Source organism: Blastochloris tepida (assembly GCF_003966715.1).
GTDB lineage: Bacteria > Pseudomonadota > Alphaproteobacteria > Rhizobiales > Xanthobacteraceae > Blastochloris > Blastochloris tepida.
Window position 1 is genome coordinate 3,745,557 of sequence record NZ_AP018907.1, and the last position, 16,941, is coordinate 3,762,497.

The window sequence follows — 16,941 nt, forward strand, 5'->3', positions numbered from 1 at the left end:
AAGCGAGCATGGCGCGAGCGCGCACCGGCCTGTTCGTCGCCGAGCGACTGGCGCGCGACATGCGGGCTTCCTGGGCGGCCTCGCGTCTCGTGCGCTGGCGCTATGGCGCGGGCTCGCTCGACCGGCTGGTGATCGCCCCGCAGGATCTGCGCACCGCTGACCCCACCAATGCCAGCGAAATTTACGCGGGCCATTTCGCCTTCGCCGGCAAGATGGTGGCGGTCAATGGCCGCTCGCCGTTCGAGATGCCGGCGCCCTCGCAGGAATGGGCCGAGGAGCTGATGTCGTTCGCCTGGCTGCGCCATCTGCGCGCCGCCGGCACCGCCATCGCCCAGCAGAACGCCCGCGCGCTGATCGACGAATGGATCCATGTCTGCGGCGGCTATGACCCGCGCTCCTGGGAGCCGACCATCCTGTCGCGCCGGGTCATCTCGTGGCTCGCCCACGCGCCGATGATCCTGGAGAATGCCGACCACGACTTCTACCGCCGCTTCCTGCGCAGCCTGCTGAAGCAGGTGCGCTTCCTTCGTAAGGTCTCCCGCGATGCCCAGGACGGCTATCCGCGCCTCGTCTCGGCCATCGCGCTGAGCTTCGCCGGCCTGTGCATGGCCGGGCAGGGGCGGCTGCTCAAGGTGGCGCAGCGCCGGCTGGCCCATGAGCTGGGCCGCCAGATCCTGCCGGACGGCGTGCATGTCAGCCGCAATCCCGGCGTGCTGGTCGAACTGCTGCTCGACCTTCTTCCGTTGCGTCAGGCATTCGCCGCCCGCAGCGTGCCGCCCGACGCGCTTATGAACGCCATCGACCGCACGATGCCAATGCTGCGCTTCTTCCGCCACCGCGACGGCACGCTGGGCAATTTCAACGGCATGGGCGCCACGGCGGCCGACCACCTCGCCACGCTGCTGGCCTATGACGACGCGCGGGGCCGGCCGATCGCCGCCGCCCCGCATGGCGGCTATCAGCGCATGGAGGCCGGCAGCACGGTGGTGCTGATGGATACCGGCCCGCCGCCGCCGATCGCGGTGGCCGGCGAGGCGCATGCCGGCTGTCTGTCGTTCGAGATGTCGGTGGGCCGCCACCGGCTGGTGGTCAATTGCGGCGTGCCGACCGCCAACCGCGCCGCTTGGCGCGCCGCCGCCCGGGCCACCGCCGCCCATTCCACCGCGGTGCTGGCCGACACCTCGTCCTGCCGCTTCCTCACCGGCGGCTTCGCCGAGAGCGTCTGCGGCACGCCGATCGTCGACGGGCCGCACGATGTGCGTGCCGCGCGCAGCGAACGTGCCGATTCCATCATGGTGCGCGCCAGCCATGACGGCTATGCACCGCGGTTCGGCGTCCTGCACCAGCGCTCGCTGCGGCTGACCGCCGACGGCAGCCGGCTCGACGGCGAGGACGTGTTCCAGGACGCTGCGGCGCACATCAAGGTGGAGGATGATGATTTCGCCATCCGCTTCCACCTGCACCCGGCGGTCAAGGTCAGCCCGATCGGCGCCGGCGAAAGCCTGCTGCTGGTGCTGCCCGACCGCGATTCCTGGATGTTCGCGGTCCATGACTTGAAACCGGTCCTGGAGGAAAGCGTCTATCTTGGCGCGACCGACGGGCCGCGCCGAACCGTCCAGATCGTGCTGCACGGCCGGCTCCGGACCAGCACGCGCATCCGCTGGACCTTCATCCGTACCGACGCCGGCATGGCTGCCGGCCGTCCCGCCTGAACAAGTGGTGTCTTATGCCTGACCGTATCCGCCCCATCGGCCGCGCTCTGTTGTCCGTCTCGGACAAGTCCGGTCTCGTCCCCTTCGCCCAGGCGCTGGCGTCGCGGGGCGTCACGCTGGTCTCGACCGGCGGTACGGCCCAGGCGCTGAAGGACGCCGGCATTCCGGTGATCGACGTCGCCGAGGTCACCGGCTATCCGGAGATGATGGACGGGCGGGTGAAGACCCTGCACCCCAAGATCCATGGCGGCCTGCTCGCCATCCGCGACGATGCCGCCCACGCCGCCGCCATGGCCGAGCACGGCATCCCGCCGATCGACCTCCTGGTGGTGTCGCTCTATCCGTTCGAGGAGACGGTGGCCAAGGGCGCCGGCTTCGACGACTGCATCGAGAATATCGACATTGGCGGGCCGGCGATGATCCGCGCCGCCGCCAAGAACCATCCCGACGTGGCGGTGGTGGTCGATGTGTCCGACTACCAGACGGTGCTGGACGAGATCGCGGCCCACGGCGGCACCACGCTCGAAACCCGCAAGAAGCTCGCGGCGCGCGCCTTCGCCCGCACCGGCGCCTATGACGCGGCGATCTCGACCTGGCTGCTGAACGAAGTCGGCGAGACCACCCCGCCGTTCCGCGCCGTCGGCGGCCGCCTTCTCCAGGGCCTGCGCTATGGCGAGAACCCGCACCAGTGGGCGGGCTTCTACCGCACCGGCGAGGTGCGGCCGGGCGTCGCCACCGCCCGTCAGCTTCAGGGCAAAGAGCTCAGCTACAACAACATCAACGACACCGACGCGGCCTATGAGTGCATCGGCGAGTTCGACCCCGCTCGCACCCCGGCGGTGGTGATCGTCAAGCACGCCAATCCGTGCGGCGTGGCCGAGGCGCCGTCCCTGCTGGAGGCCTACCGCAAGGCGCTGATGTGCGACCCGGTGTCGGCGTTCGGCGGCATCATCGCCGTCAACCAGCGCCTCGATGCCGAGACCGCCCGGGCGATCGCCGAGATCTTCACGGAAGTGGTGATCGCGCCGGAGGCGGATGAGGACGCCATCGCGGTGTTCGCCGCCAAGAAGAACCTCCGCCTGCTGATCGCCGGCGGCCTGCCCGACCCGCGCGCCCCCGGCCTCACCGCCAAGACGGTGGCCGGCGGCCTGCTGGTGCAGTCGCGCGACAATGCGGTGGTCGATGCCATGGATCTGAAGGTGGTGACCAAGCGCGCGCCGACCGCGGCCGAGTTCGAGGATCTGAAGTTCGCCTTCCGCGTCTGCAAGCACGTCAAGTCGAACACCATCATCTATGCCAAGGATCGCGCCACGGTGGGCATCGGCGCCGGCCAGATGAGCCGGGTCGATTCCGCCCGCATCGCCGCGCGCAAGGCGATCGACGCGGCCGAGATGGCGAAGCTTCCCGAGCCGCTCACCAAGGGCTGCGTGGTGGCGTCGGACGCCTTCTTCCCGTTCGCCGACGGCCTGATCGCGGCGGCGGAGGCCGGCGCCACCGCGGTGATCCAGCCCGGCGGCTCGATCCGCGACGCCGAGGTGATTGCCGCGGCCGATGAGCGCGGCCTCGCCATGGTGCTCACCGGCACCCGGCATTTCCGGCACTGATGGAACGTCGCTGCTCCGGGCGCGCCATCCGTGCCCGGAGCGGCGGGGCTACCCCCGCACCACGTCCGGCGCCTCGACCCGCGCCAGCAGCGCCATGCCGATCGCGAAGAACGCCACCAGCACCGAGATGCCGAGCCGCTGGCTCAAGGTGATCGCGGTGACGAGGCCGACCGCGGTCGGGCCGGCGAACGAGGTGAGCTTGCCCGACAGCGAGAACAGGCCGAAGAACTGGCCGATGTCGTGGGCGGGGGCGAGTTGCGCCAGGAGCGCCCGCGAGGAGGCCTGGACGGGACCTGCGGCGGCGCCGATCAGCAGGCCGAAGGCGACATAGAGCCGCTCGGGCAGCGAGTCGTAGAGGCCGTGGCCGGGGGCTGAGGGCTCGGCCGGGATGACGAACAGCACGAAGTCGCGGCCGACTGACAGCACCAGCACGCTGGCGAGCGCCAGCACCGCGAGGCCGCCGAGGATCACCGGCTTCGGCCCCAGCCGGTCGTCGAGCCAGCCGCCGACGAGCGCGCCCGCCGTTCCGGTGACGGTGAGCAGGATGCCGAACACCCCAAGCTCCACCGCACTCCAGCCGAAGGTGCCGGCGGCATAGATGCCGCCGAAGGCGAACAGCGCGATCAGCCCGTCGGTGTAGATCATGTTGGCGGCGAGGAAGGTCAGCACGTTGCGGTGGGTCCGTACGTGGCCGATCGTCCGGCGCAGCCCGATGAAGCCCTGGCGCACCGCGGCGCGCAGCGGCAGCTCGCGCGGCGCATCGGGCGTGAACAGGAACATCGGGATCACGAATACCGCGAACCACAGCGCCGCCAGCGGGCCGGTGAGGCGCTCGCCCTCGCGGGTGGCGGCATCGAGGCCGAAGGCGGGGGCGTGGCCGAGCAGGGTCTGGCCGGTCGTCGGGTCGGCGGCGAGAAAGCCCAGCGTCAGGAACAGGCTGACGAGGCCGCCGACATAGCCGACCGCCCAGCCGGTGCCGGAGAGCCGGCCGAGCTTCGAGGGCGGCACCACCCGCGGCATCTGGGCGTTGTTGAAGGTCTGGGCGAATTCGGCGCCGATGGTGCCGAGCGCGAACGCCACGAGCCCCAGCATCACCGCGCCGGGGGCGCCCGGCGCCACCCACCACAGCGCCACGCAGGCGAGGCACATCAGCCCGCCGAACGTCGCGATCCACGGCTTCTTCGGGCCGCCGGCATCGGCAATGGCGCCGAGCGCGGGCGACAGAAGGGCGATGCAAAGCCCGGCCGCGCCGGTGGCGAACCCCCACAGCGCCTGGCCGGCGGCGGGGTCGGGCGCCACGGCGGAGGCGAAATAGGGGGCGAAGACGAAGGTGGTGACGAGAGTGAAGAAGGGTTGGCCGGCCCAATCGAACAGGAGCCAGCCGAACACCCCGGCCGGGCCGGCATAGCCGTGCGCGGCCGGGGTTGCGGTCATTTGCCCGCCTTGTCCTGCTTGTAGCGCTCGATCGCCTCAAGGATCAGCTTGTGGGCTTCCTCGCGGTCGCCCCAGCGGCTGACCTTCACCCATTTGCCGGGCTCGAGATCCTTGTAGTGCTCGAAGAAGTGTTGGATCTGCTGGCGGGTGATGTCGGGCAGGTCGGTATAGTGGTGCAGATGCTGGTAGCGCGGCGTCAGCTTGGGCGTCGGCACCGCGATGATCTTCTCGTCGAGGCCGGACTCGTCCTGCATGAACAGCACGCCGATCGGCCGCACCGCCATGATGGCGCCGGGGATGATGGCGCGCTGGTTGGGGATCAGCACGTCGAGCGGGTCGCCGTCGTCCGACAGCGTGTGCGGGATGAAGCCGTAGTTTCCGGGGTAGTGCATGGAGGTGTAGAGGAAGCGGTCCACCACCAGCGTGCCGGACGCCTTGTCCATCTCGTACTTGATCGGGTCGCCGCCGGTCGGCACCTCGACCACGGCGTTGATTTCGTAAGGGGGGTTGTCGCCGATCGATATGGCGTCGATGCGCATGGGGAATCTCCTTGTCCGCGCCTCTTCTATGGGGACGGCCGGTTGCGGACAATCATCAAGAGGGAGGACGGGTGCTCGCCTTGGCGGCGAAACGTTCGCCAGCGGCCATGGGGACGCAAGCGTGGGCGATCGGGCCTGAGCGAATAGACGGTTTCCGGTTGATCGGCTCGATCACCCGGAATCCCTGTCAGCCCTGGTCAATATGACCGACGGCAACGGCCGGCGCGAAAACCGGGCGCGGGAAAACACCGGGACCGAACGACACACCGCCATTCGCCTGTTCGGCAGACGGGCCTTACGTTAGGAAATCACTCCCGGCCCGGATCGATGCCGGTCGGGAAAGCTGGTCAGCCGGCCCAGGCGAACGCCACCTTGTCGAGCACCTGGGTGCCGAAGGTCTCGGATGAGCGGGCCACGGCGCGGCCGCCGAGCGCCCGGTAGAAGCCCGTGGCATAGTCGTTGTCGGAGAGCGCCCACACCACTGTGGAGGCGAGCCCGTTGCTCGTCAGGTCGCGTCGGGCGTGGCTGAACAGCCGGCGGCCGAACCCCAGGCCCTGGAATTCCGGCTTCAGATAAAGCTCATAGACCTCGCCGGCATAGGGCAGGCTCTTGGCGCGGTTGCGGCCGTAATTGGCATAGCCGGCAACCGAATCGCCGAACATGATCAGCGAGATGCGCGAGCCCCGGCGCACGGCGGTCTCCCACCATGCCGGGCCGCGGCGATTGATGAGCCGCTCCAGCTCGATGCCGGGAATCAGCCCGCGATAGGCGGCCCGCCACGCCTCGTCGTGGGCCTCCGCCAGGGCCAGTGCATCCTGAGGACGCGCGCGTCGGATTTCGATGGTGCTCGTCGACATGGACAGATCGAAGCACGGCGGCCGGCGCTCTTCAAGAAGGATCGTTAACAGACAGTTAATGGTCGCAGGCCGTCCGAACCCGGCGGGAGGCCACTGTCTGCGGCCGGCCGGGCGCCGGCGCGCCGAAACCGGCCCTGCGCCCATCGCACAAATGCCGGACGTGCCTATCTATCGGCTATGGTTTGGACGCCGCCGCGGATGGGGAGGCAGCGGGCGGCGCAGCAGGAGGTTCGGCATGTCCTGGTCCATCCCGATCGGCACCATTGCGGGTACGGTGGTGCGGGTTCACCTGACGTTCCTGATCCTGCTCGCCTGGATCGGCATCGCCGGCTATGCGGCGGGCGGCTCGGCCGAGGCGCTGGCCTCGCTCACCTTCATCGTGCTGCTGTTCGCCTGCGTGGTGGCGCACGAGTTCGGCCACATCTTCGCTGCCCGCCGCTACGGCATCCGCACGCCGGACGTGACGCTGCTGCCGATCGGCGGGGTGGCGAGCCTGGAGCGCATCCCGGAGAAGCCGAGCGAGGAGTTGTTGGTGGCGCTGGCCGGGCCGGCGGTCAATCTGGTGATCGGCATCGTCCTGATGGTGGCGATGGGCTCGGTGACCGACCTCAGCCACCTCGCCAATATCGAGAATGCCGGCACGAGCCTGGTGGCGCGGCTCGCCGCCGCCAACCTTTTCCTCGCCGTGTTCAACATGATCCCGGCCTTCCCGATGGATGGCGGGCGGGTGCTGCGGGCGCTGCTCGCCAGCCGCATGGGCTATGCGCGGGCCACCGCCACCGCCGCCTCGGTCGGCCAGGGGGTGGCCTATCTGCTCGGCTTCCTCGGTTTGTTCTTCAATCCGCTGCTGATCTTCATCGCCATCTTCGTCTATCTCGCCGCGACGGCGGAGGCGCAGGACGTGGCGCTGCGCGATGCCACGCGCGGCCTGCCGGTGGCCGCGGCGATGATCACCAAGTTCGAGTCGCTGTTGCCCAACGCCACCGTCGACCGGGCGGTCGACGAGCTGATTCGCACCAGCCAGAAGGAGTTTCCGGTGGTCGACGGGGCGGGGCGCCTGCGCGGCCTGGTCACCCGCGAGGCGATGGTGGCGGCGCTGCGCGAGGGCGGCGGCACGACGCCGGTGATCGAAGTGATGATCGAGTTCCCGGTGGTCCATTGCCGGGCGCCGCTGGAGGCCGCCCTGCAGCGGCTGCGTCAGGCGCAGGCGCCGGCTTTGGGCGTGGTGGATGACGAGGGGCGGCTGGTCGGCCTCGTCACGCCGGAGAATGTCGGCGAGATGATGCTGATCCGCACCGCGCGGCCCGAGCGGCAATTGCCGCGGGCAGCGTGAGAGACTGTTTGGCGCCGGCCGCCAAGGCCCTGTTTCGGCTTGCATTCCTGAGCTTGGCCGGCCCCGGCGCCCCGGGATGCGGCAATTGTGCCGTTCCTTCAAGAAATTGTGCGCGGTCGATTCCGGGGCTCACCGGCGTTGCCAGTTTGGAATGAACCCGGCAAAGTATGGGTCACGGGAGAGACGAGGCATGGTCTGGTCTTTTGCGCTCGGCAGGATCGCCGGCACGGTCGTTCGGATCCATCTGACGTTCGTGCTGCTGCTCGCGGCTGTGGCCATAGCCGGCTATGTGGTCGGCGGCCTCGCCGAGGCGGCCGACGCGCTGGCCTTCGTCGTCCTGCTGTTCGCCTGCGTGCTGGCGCACGAGTTCGGCCACATCTTCGCCGCCCGCCGTTACGGCATCCGCACCCCGGACGTCACCATGCTGCCGATCGGCGGGCTGGCGATGCTGGAGCGCATGCCTGAGAAGTCGGGCGAGGAGCTGGCGGTGGCGCTGGCCGGGCCGGCGATCAATATCATCATCGCCGGCGTGCTGGTGTTGGTCATGATGGGGATGGACGATATCCACTCTGTCGACGAGATCCTGAGCCCCGGCGGCAGCCTGATCGGTCGGCTCACGCTGGCGAACCTCATCGTTGCCGGCTTCAATTTGATCCCGGCCTTCCCGATGGATGGCGGGCGGGTGCTGCGGGCGCTGCTTGCCACCCGCATGAGCTATCCCGGCGCCACCACGGCGGCGGCCTGGATCGGCCGGGTGGTGGCGGTGCCGCTCGCCATTTTCGGCGTGTTCCACAACCCGCTGCTGGTGGTGGTGGCGGTGTTCGTGCTGATCGCCGCCAAGGCGGAGTCCTACGACGTGACGCTAACCCACGCGGCGCGCGGACTGCCGGTGGAAGCCACCATGATCACCAAGTTCGAAAGCCTCGAGGCCCACGCCACGCTCGGCCGGGCGGTCGACGAGCTTCTGCGCACCAGCCAGAAGGAGTTCCCGGTGGTCGACGGGGCCGGGCAGCTCAAGGGCTTCCTCACCCGCAAGGCCATGCTGGGGGCGCTGCGCCGCACCGGCGGCACCGCCCCGGTGACCAGCGTGATGACCCAGGTGCCCACCGTCCACCACCGCGCGCCGCTCGATTCCGTGCTCAAGCGGCTGCGCCAGCGGCACATTCCGGCGCTCGGCGTGGTCGATGACGACCAGCGCCTGATCGGCCTCATCACCCCGGACAATGTCCGCCGGCTGATGCAGGTGCGCTCGGCGTGGCCCAAGGAGCGCCGGGCCGGGTGGCTGCACGCGGCGTAGGGGCTGCGGGGGGCCGCTCGGTCACCGGCAGCTTGGGTACCTGCAGCTTGGGCATGGCGAGCTTGGAAATAGCTGGCTTGGCGTGGAAAGCTTGGACACGGCCGCGCCCCGCGCGGTCGTGAGGGGCTGTTTCGGCACGCCGTCATTGAACCGTCGCCCGCGGTCGGCTAAGCCGGGCGGCGAAACTTCCACCTCGTCCGCCGCGACGCGCGCCCGTCGGCTCCGCCGACGCCGGTGCGGCCCGCCGCGTGTGCCGGGCGCCGCCATAAGCCCTTTGTCGAAAGACCTTTCATGAGCCTGCGCAACATCGCCATCATCGCCCACGTCGACCATGGCAAGACCACCCTGGTCGACCGCCTGCTGCAGCAGTCCGGCGCCTTCCGCGAGAACCAGCGCGTCGCCGAGCGGGTGATGGACTCCAACGATCTCGAGCGCGAGCGCGGCATCACCATCCTCGCCAAGTGCACCTCGGTCGAGTGGCACGGCACCCGCATCAACATCGTCGATACCCCGGGCCACGCCGATTTCGGCGGCGAGGTCGAGCGCATCCTCAACATGGTGGATGGCGCCATCGTGCTGGTGGACGCCGCCGAAGGGCCGATGCCGCAGACCAAGTTCGTGGTCGGCAAGGCGCTGAAGCTCGGCCTCAAGCCGATCGTGCTGGTCAACAAGGTCGACCGGCCGGACGCCCGCATCACCGAGGTGGTCAACGAGGTGTTCGACCTGTTCGCCGCGCTCGACGCCAATGACGAGCAGCTCGACTTCCCCATCCTCTACGGCTCGGCCAAGGAGGGCTGGATCGCCGCCGCCCCCGAGGGTCCCAAGGACCAGGGCATGGCGCCGCTGTTCGACCTCGTTCTGAAGCACGTCGCCGCGCCGGAGGTCGACGAGGGGCCGTTCCGCCTGCTCGGCACCATCATCGAGGCCAATCCCTATCTCGGCCGCATCATCACCGGCCGGATTCGCTCCGGCACCATCAAGCCGAACCAGCCGGTGAAGGTGCTGTCGCGCGACGGCATGGTGGTCGAGCAGGGCCGCATCACCAAGATCCTCGCCTTCCGCGGCATCGAGCGCACCGCCATCGACGAGGCGGTGGCCGGCGACATCGTCGCCATTGCCGGCCTGACCAAGGGCACGGTGGCCGACACCTTCTGCGCGCCGGAGGTGGAGGAGCCGCTCAAGGCCCAGCCGATCGACCCGCCCACGGTGTCGATGACCTTCATGGTCAACAATTCGCCGCTCGCCGGCACCGAGGGCGACAAGGTGACGAGCCGCGTCATCCGCGACCGGCTGTTCAAGGAGGCGGAAGGCAACGTGGCGCTGCGCGTCGCCGAATCGGCCGACAAGGATTCCTACGAGGTCTCCGGCCGCGGCGAGCTGATGCTGGCGATCCTGATCGAGACCATGCGCCGCGAGGGCTTCGAGCTCGCGGTGTCGCGGCCGCAGGTGGTGTTCCGCAAGGATGGCAGCGGCAGCGTGCTGGAGCCGGTCGAGGAAGTGGTGATCGACGTCGACGAGGAGCACGCCGGCGTGGTGGTGGAGAAGCTGTCGGCCCGCAAGGCCGAGATGATCGAGATGCGCCCGTCCGGCGGCGGCCGGCTGCGCCTCGTGTTCCACGCCCCCACCCGCGGGCTGATCGGCTATCAGGGCGAGCTGCTGACCGATACCCGCGGCACCGCCATCATGAACCGGCTGTTCCATTCCTACGCCGCGTTCAAGGGCGAGATGGTCGGCCGGCGCAACGGCGTTCTCATCGCCAATGAGCCGGGCGAGGCGGTGGCCTATGCGCTGTGGAACCTGGAGGATCGCGGCCCGATGATGATCGAGCCGGGCTGGAAGGTGTACGAGGGCATGATCGTCGGCGAGCACACCCGCGACAACGACCTCGAAGTGAACGTCATCAAGGGCAAGAAGCTCACCAACATCCGCACCACCTCCAAGGACGAGGCGGTGCGGCTGACGCCGCCGATCCGCATGACGCTGGAAAAGGCGCTGGCCTATATCGACGAGGATGAGCTGGTCGAGGTGACGCCGAAATCGATCCGGCTGCGCAAGCGCATCCTCGATCCCAACGACCGCAAGAAGGACCAGCGCGCCCGCAAGGATGCCGGCCCGATGGTGTGAGGCGGTTTCCGGCTCATCAAGCCTTCGAGCCGTATTCCGATCGCCGAAAATCCCGTTATCGAAAGCGGGTTTTCGGCGAACGTGTCTCCGGGATCGCGGCGGGATGGTTCCGAAGCCGGATTATGCCGCCCGCTGCGTGCCCGAGCCGACGATCTTCACGATGTCGGCCATGATGCGGTTCAGCTCATAGTCCTTGGGGGTATAGACCGCGGCGACGCCGGAGGCCTTGAGCAGCGCCTCGTCCTCGGGCGGGATGATGCCGCCGACGATCACCGGCACGTCGTCGAGCCCCTCCTTGCGCATGCGCTCCATCACGTCGCGCACCAGCGGCACGTGGCTGCCGGACAGGATCGACAGGCCGACGACGTGGACGCCCTCCTCCAGCGCGGCGTTGACGATCTCGGCCGGGGTGAGGCGGATGCCCTCATAGACCACCTCCATGCCGGCATCGCGGGCGCGCACCGCGATCTGCTCGGCGCCGTTGGAGTGGCCGTCGAGTCCCGGCTTGCCGACCAGGAATTTCAGCCGGCGGCCGAGCGTCTTCGACACGGTCTCGACATCGCGCCGCACCTCGTCGAGGCCGGTGACGTCGGCGCGGGCGGCGCGGCCCACTCCGGTGGGCGCGCGGTATTCGCCGAACACCTCGCGCAGCGTGCCGCCCCATTCGCCGGTGGTGACGCCGGCCTTGGCGCAGGCGATCGACGGCTCCATGATGTTGCGGCCTTCCGCCGCAGCCGCGCGCAGATTGGCGAGCGCGGTCTCGACCGCGCGGGCGTCGCGGCCGGCGCGCCATGCCCGCAGGCGCTCGACCTGCTCGGCCTCGACATGCGGCGGCACGGTGAGGATCGCGCCCTCGCCGGTGGTGAGCGGGGAGGGCTCGGTGCCGGTGAAGCGGTTGACGCCGACCACGATCTGCTCGCCGCGCTCGATCGCCTCCAGCCGCCGCGTGTTGGCCTCCACCAGCTGCTGCTTCATGTAGCTGGTGTCGACCGCGGCGATGGCGCCGCCCATGGCGTCGATCCGGGCGATCTCCTCGCGCGCCTCGGCCTTCAGCGCCTCGACCTTCGCCGCGATCTCGGTCGAGCCGTCGAAGATGTCGCCGAACTCCAGCAGATCCGTCTCATAGGCCAGGATCTGCTGCATGCGCAGCGACCATTGCTGGTCCCAGGGCCTAGGCAGGCCCAGCGCCTCGTTCCAGGCGGGAAGCTGCACGGCGCGGGCGCGGGCGCGCTTCGACAGCGTCACCGCCAGCGTTTCGAGCAGGATGCGGTAGACGTTGTTCTCCGGCTGCTGCTCGGTGAGACCCAGCGAATTGACCTGCACGCCGTAGCGGAACAGCCGGTGCTTGGGATTGGCGACGCGGTAGCGCTCGCTTGTGATCTCGTCCCACAATTCGCCGAACGCCCGCATCTTGCAGATCTCGGTGACGAACCGCATGCCGGCATTGACGAAGAACGAGATGCGGCCGACCACCTCCTCGAACCCGGCATGGTCGACCTCGCCCGAGGCCAGCACGGTGTCGAGGATGGCGATGGCGTTTGAGAGCGCGAACGCCAGCTCCTGCACCGGTGTCGCGCCCGCCTCCTGCAGGTGGTAGCTGCAGACGTTCATCGGGTTCCACTTCGGCATCTCGCGCGTGGTGAACAGGATGACGTCCTTGGTCAGCCGCATCGAGGGCGCCGGCGGGAACACGTGGGTGCCGCGCGACAGATATTCCTTGATGATGTCGTTCTGGGTGGTGCCGGCGAGCGCGGCGCGGTTCGCGCCCTGCTCCTCGGCCACCGCGATGTAGAGCGCCAGGAGCCAGGGGGCGCAGGCATTGATGGTCATCGAGGTGTTCATCTCGACCAGTGGGATGCCCTCGAACAGCATGCGCATGTCGCCGAGATGGGCGACCGGCACGCCGACCTTGCCGACCTCGCCCTTGGCGAGCACGTGGTCGGAGTCGTAGCCGGTCTGGGTCGGCAGGTCGAAGGCCACCGACAGGCCGGTCTGGCCCTTGTCGAGATTGCTGCGGTAGAGCTTGTTCGATTCGCGGGCCGTGGAATGGCCGGCATAGGTGCGGAAGATCCAGGGCTTGTCGCGATTGGGGCGGGTCATGCAACGGGCTCCGGCACGGCAGCGGAACGGAACGCCGGGATCGGCGTGGCGATTGTCCTACCCGGTCCGCTCGCGCGCAACCATGCCGCCTTTGGTCGGAGGAAGCTACCTTCGGACCAGCCGCAGCAAAAGGAGCAGCACGATGGCGCCGATCGTCGCCCGGATGATGGCGCCGACGATGCCGACGCCGAACAGAAGGCCGGCAGCGCCGAGAAGCCAGTTGCCGAGCGCCGCGCCGACGATGCCGACCGCAATGTTGCCGGCGAGGCCGAAGCCGTAGCCGGTGACGATGACGCCGGCGAGCCAGCCGGCGATGCCGCCGACCACGAGCAGGATGATGATGGCGGCGATCGAGAAGTCCATGCGTCTCTCCCGGGTCATGCGAAGGGTACGGCGACCCAACGCCGCAGCCACCCAATCGGTTGCAAAGCCGACCAAGGTCGAAGGCGGACGCTCTCGCGCCGCTGTCGGCGATTGGATATGTTGCGCCGCCAAACGGCCACCCATGACGGCCGCTTCTCATACGGTTTCCGGCCGATCAGGCCGGATAACCGTATGCCGTGCGCCGAAAATCCCGTTATCGAACAAGGGGTTTTCGGCGAGGCTGTTTCCGGTATCCCGAAGGGATCAATCGGAAACCGTATCACAAGGGAGACCGCGATGGCCGCTCCGGTTCCAGCCGAGGCCTCTGCCGCCAAGGATCTGTATGCGATCGGCGAAATCCCGCCGCTCGGACACGTGCCCGCCAACATGCACGCCTGGGTGATCCGCAAGGAGCGCCACGGCCCGCCCGAGCAGTCGTTCCAGCTCGAAGTGGTGCCGACTTGGCCGATCGGCGACGACGAGGTGCTGATCCTGGTGATGGCCGGCGGCGTCAACTACAACGGCATCTGGGCCGGGCTCGGCCAGCCGATCTCGGTGCTCGACGTCCACAAGCAGCCCTATCACATCGCCGGCTCCGACGCCTCGGGCATCGTGTGGAAGGTCGGCGCCAAGGTGCACCGCTGGAAGGTCGGCGACGAGGTCATTGTCCACTGCAACCAGGATGACGGCGACGACGAGGAGTGCAATGGCGGCGACCCGATGTTCTCCGCCTCCCAGCGCATCTGGGGCTACGAGACCTGCGACGGCTCGTTCGCCCAGTTCTGCCGGGTGCAGTCGCGCCAGCTTTTGAAGAAGCCGGCCCACCTCTCCTGGGAGGAAGCGGCCTGCTACACGCTGACGCTGGCCACCGCCTACCGCATGCTGTTCGGCCACCCGCCGCACACGCTGAAGCCCGGCGACAATGTGCTGGTGTGGGGCGCCTCCGGGGGCCTCGGCGTGTTCGGCGTGCAGATCTGCGCGGCCTCGGGCGCCAACGCCATCGGCATCATCTCCGACGAGACCAAGCGCCAGTACGTGCTCGACCTCGGCGCCAAGGGGGTGATCAACCGCAAGGACTTCAACTGCTGGGGCCAGATGCCCAAGGTCAACACGCCCGAATACGACGCCTGGCTCAAGGAGGCGCGCAAGTTCGGCAAGGCGATCTGGGACATCACCGGCAAGAAGGACGTCGACATCGTCTTCGAGCATCCGGGCGAGGCGACGTTCCCGGTGTCCTGCCTCGTGGTCAAGCGCGGCGGCATGGTGGTGTTCTGCGCCGGCACCTCGGGCTTCAACATCACCTTCGACGCCCGCTATGTGTGGATGCGCCAGAAGCGGGTGCAGGGCTCGCACTTCGCCCATCTGAAGCAGGCCTCGGCCGCCAACCAGTTCGTGCTCGACCGTCACGTCGATCCGTGCATGAGCGAGGTGTTCGGCTGGAACCAGATCCCGCTCGCCCACACCAAGATGTGGAAGAACGAGCACGCGCCGGGCAACATGGCGGTGCTGGTCAATGCGCCGACCACCGGCCTCAAGACGCTTGAGGACGTGGTGGCGGCGGAAGGGTGACGCGGTTTCCGGACGATCCCTCGAAGGATCGGATCCCTTGGAGCGTTATCCGATCTGACTGCATCAGATCGGACGCTCCAAGCTCTTGAGCCGTCGCATCTTCTTCCGCAAACCCGGTATCCGCTTTTGCGGAAGATGCTCCAGGGAGCGAAGGACACGGTCTCGAAGCGCACGGTCTCGCCGAGGACCCTTGCGGATGGCGGGTTTTCGGCGATCCGGCGCGGCAGCTCTGAGGCTCGTTCGGCCGGACGCCTCTCACGCCGCCGTCAGAACCCGGCTGCGCACGGGCGGGGTGGCGGAGCTGGCGCGATAGGCGGCGGTGGCGACGTCGGGCGCCGCGCGGCGCTTCTCGCGGGTCCACTCGAACCCTTCGCGGTGGGCGATGAGCTGGGCGATCAGCCCGGCCTCGGCGAGGCGGCGGATCTGCGGCGTCAGCGGCGTCGGATCGGCGGGCTCGACCGGCACCAGCGCGCCATAGACCACGGCGGCCGGTTCCTCATCCAGCCGGAACGCATCGTCCGCCGCAGGGTCGGCGGCCTTGTGATGGGCGGGCTTGTGGCTGGCGGGTCTGGCGGTCGTCATGGCGCGGCTCCTGTGCCAATTCGGGACGCCCGAACGGGTTCCCGCCCTCCGCAGTTCAAGCCGTGGGCCAAACGGCCTGGTTGATCGGCTGAGGCCCACAACCGGGCCGGCGCGCCGGCCGCTCGCGGCGCCTGCGCGCCACCGGCAACCCCTTGCGGCACGCGGAAAACTTGCGACGCACGGCAAGTTCGCGGGCGGGCGACGCCGGCTCGCGCCATCGGCCCCGCGGCCGACGGCACATCCGTCATCCGTCTCCATGCCCCCGGCCGAGGCTTCGCCGCGCGCATCGTTCCGCAGACTCCGTCCCAATTCGGCACCCGCGCCGCCCGGGCAGGGACGATTCGGGCGCGGGCTAAAATTCAACTCAAAATGTAGAATACACCCGCAAGAATAGCAACCGCCTTCGCTTTCGCGCGGCGTGCGAGGCGCTCGGACCCATCGCCGGTCCGGTCGCGGACAAAGCCGGCGGACATGGCGGCGTCCTGAAACGCCAACGCCGGCCCAGGGGCCGGCGTTCCGTTGCGCGCGAGGTCTCGGGATCGTGGGCTTGCGGACCCTTCAGGCCGGAACCCGTCGCGTGGCTTCCGGCGGATCCTTTCGGTCCGGAATCCGTCTCAGCCTTCCTTGTCGGAGAGCTTGTCGAGGCGTTTCTGCATGTCCGAGATCTGGCGCTTGAGGTCGCCGATCTCGTCGGTCAGCTCGGCCTTGGGGGTCTCGCTGGGCTCGCGCTTGGCGAAGGGCAGGAACATGGTGAAGGTGCGCTCGAACATCTCCATGTTGCGCCGCGCCTGCTCCTCGAGCAGGCCGCCGAACGGCCCGTGGCCGAAGCTCGACGTCATCATCTCGCGGAACTTCTCCTGCTCCTTCGACAGATTGTCGAGCGACATGTCGAGATAGCGCGGCACCAGCATCTGCATGCTGTCGCCGTAGAAGCGGATCAATTGCCGCAGGAAGGTCACCGGCAGGAGGTTCTGGCCTTCCTTGTTCTCCTGCTCGAAGATGATCTGCGCCAGCACCGAGCGGGTGATGTCCTCGCCGGTCTTGGCATCATAGACGACGAAGTCCTCACCGTTCTTGACCATGACGGCAAGGTCTTCGAGCGTGACATAGGTACTGGTGCCCGTGTTGTAGAGCCGCCGGTTTGCGTACTTCTTGATGGTGACCGGATCGTGCGTCTTGGCCATGTCGTAACGTGTCCCCCCAACTCCCGCCGCCTCCTGTGGCGGTTCTGCGCCAACAATATGGCGTTTGTGGCCGGGCGGCTAGAGCGACTTCCGATGCAGCCGCGCCGGACGGGCATCCGAAGTCCTTGCGCCGTCGCATCTCTTTCGCAGAGCCGGTATCCCGGTCTGTAGAGACGGCCGCCAGTGGCGCTTCGGCGGCGAAGGCGCGGCGAGGGCGCCCTTCGCCGGCCTACCCCTGTCCGA

Annotated in this window: 13 protein-coding genes; 6 read left to right on the forward strand and 7 right to left on the reverse strand. The window is 68.6% G+C overall.

What is annotated here, in order from left to right; genetic code table 11:
• Window positions 1-8 precede the first annotated feature (8 nt).
• Together BLTE_RS16985 and purH are read left to right on the forward strand one after the other, a co-directional pair.
• A complete protein-coding gene (locus BLTE_RS16985) occupies window positions 9-1,712 on the forward strand; it encodes a heparinase II/III family protein (protein WP_126401797.1) in 1,704 nt (567 codons plus the stop codon).
• 14 nt (window positions 1,713-1,726) lie between these two features.
• Window positions 1,727-3,316: a bifunctional phosphoribosylaminoimidazolecarboxamide formyltransferase/IMP cyclohydrolase gene (purH, locus tag BLTE_RS16990; protein WP_126401798.1), complete on the forward strand. Its 1,590-nt coding sequence runs from the start codon at window positions 1,727-1,729 to the stop codon at window positions 3,314-3,316.
• Between the two features lie 48 nt (window positions 3,317-3,364).
• Here the strand turns inward: purH and BLTE_RS16995 are convergent, their stop codons facing one another.
• The 3 genes from BLTE_RS16995 to BLTE_RS17005 form a co-directional block, all read right to left on the reverse strand.
• Complete coding sequence (locus BLTE_RS16995; RefSeq protein WP_126401799.1) at window positions 3,365-4,750, reverse strand: MFS transporter; 1,386 nt, start codon at window positions 4,748-4,750, stop codon at window positions 3,365-3,367.
• A complete protein-coding gene (ppa, locus tag BLTE_RS17000; RefSeq protein ID WP_126401800.1) occupies window positions 4,747-5,289 on the reverse strand; it encodes an inorganic diphosphatase in 543 nt (180 codons plus the stop codon). Before ppa ends, BLTE_RS16995 begins: the two co-directional genes overlap by 4 nt.
• Before the next feature lie 347 nt (window positions 5,290-5,636).
• Entirely contained in the window at window positions 5,637-6,146 is a 510-nt protein-coding gene (locus BLTE_RS17005) for a GNAT family N-acetyltransferase (RefSeq protein ID WP_126401801.1), read from the reverse strand.
• Between the two features lie 235 nt (window positions 6,147-6,381).
• On the opposite strand from BLTE_RS17005, the gene BLTE_RS17010 reads away from it, so the two are divergent.
• From BLTE_RS17010 to typA, 3 genes are all read left to right on the forward strand, one after another.
• Entirely contained in the window at window positions 6,382-7,479 is a 1,098-nt protein-coding gene (locus tag BLTE_RS17010) for a site-2 protease family protein (protein WP_126401802.1), read from the forward strand.
• Between the two features lie 190 nt (window positions 7,480-7,669).
• Window positions 7,670-8,776 carry a site-2 protease family protein gene (locus BLTE_RS17015; protein ID WP_126401803.1) on the forward strand — a complete coding sequence of 369 codons (1,107 nt, stop codon included), beginning with the start codon at window positions 7,670-7,672 and terminating at the stop codon, window positions 8,774-8,776.
• A gap of 291 nt (window positions 8,777-9,067) precedes the next feature.
• Window positions 9,068-10,900 carry a translational GTPase TypA gene (typA, locus tag BLTE_RS17020; protein ID WP_126401804.1) on the forward strand — a complete coding sequence of 611 codons (1,833 nt, stop codon included), beginning with the start codon at window positions 9,068-9,070 and terminating at the stop codon, window positions 10,898-10,900.
• Window positions 10,901-11,020: 120 nt separating this feature from the next.
• Here typA and BLTE_RS17025 read toward each other — a convergent pair whose 3' ends face one another.
• On the reverse strand, window positions 11,021-13,000 hold the full coding sequence (locus BLTE_RS17025; RefSeq protein ID WP_126401805.1) for a protein meaA: 1,980 nt from the start codon (window positions 12,998-13,000) through the stop codon (window positions 11,021-11,023).
• Between the two features lie 105 nt (window positions 13,001-13,105).
• Window positions 13,106-13,363, reverse strand: a complete 258-nt coding sequence (locus BLTE_RS17030; RefSeq protein ID WP_126401806.1) for a GlsB/YeaQ/YmgE family stress response membrane protein — start codon at window positions 13,361-13,363, stop codon at window positions 13,106-13,108.
• Between the two features lie 297 nt (window positions 13,364-13,660).
• Between BLTE_RS17030 and ccrA the strand changes: the two genes are divergently transcribed.
• Complete coding sequence (ccrA, locus tag BLTE_RS17035) at window positions 13,661-14,932, forward strand: crotonyl-CoA carboxylase/reductase (RefSeq protein WP_126401807.1); 1,272 nt, start codon at window positions 13,661-13,663, stop codon at window positions 14,930-14,932.
• Window positions 14,933-15,187: 255 nt separating this feature from the next.
• On the opposite strand, the gene BLTE_RS17040 is transcribed toward ccrA, so the two are convergent.
• Window positions 15,188-15,514, reverse strand: a complete 327-nt coding sequence (locus BLTE_RS17040; RefSeq protein ID WP_126401808.1) for a hypothetical protein — start codon at window positions 15,512-15,514, stop codon at window positions 15,188-15,190.
• A 614-nt stretch (window positions 15,515-16,128) separates the two neighbouring features.
• Complete coding sequence (gene phaR, locus BLTE_RS17045) at window positions 16,129-16,698, reverse strand: polyhydroxyalkanoate synthesis repressor PhaR (protein ID WP_126401809.1); 570 nt, start codon at window positions 16,696-16,698, stop codon at window positions 16,129-16,131.
• Window positions 16,699-16,941: the final 243 nt, after the last annotated feature.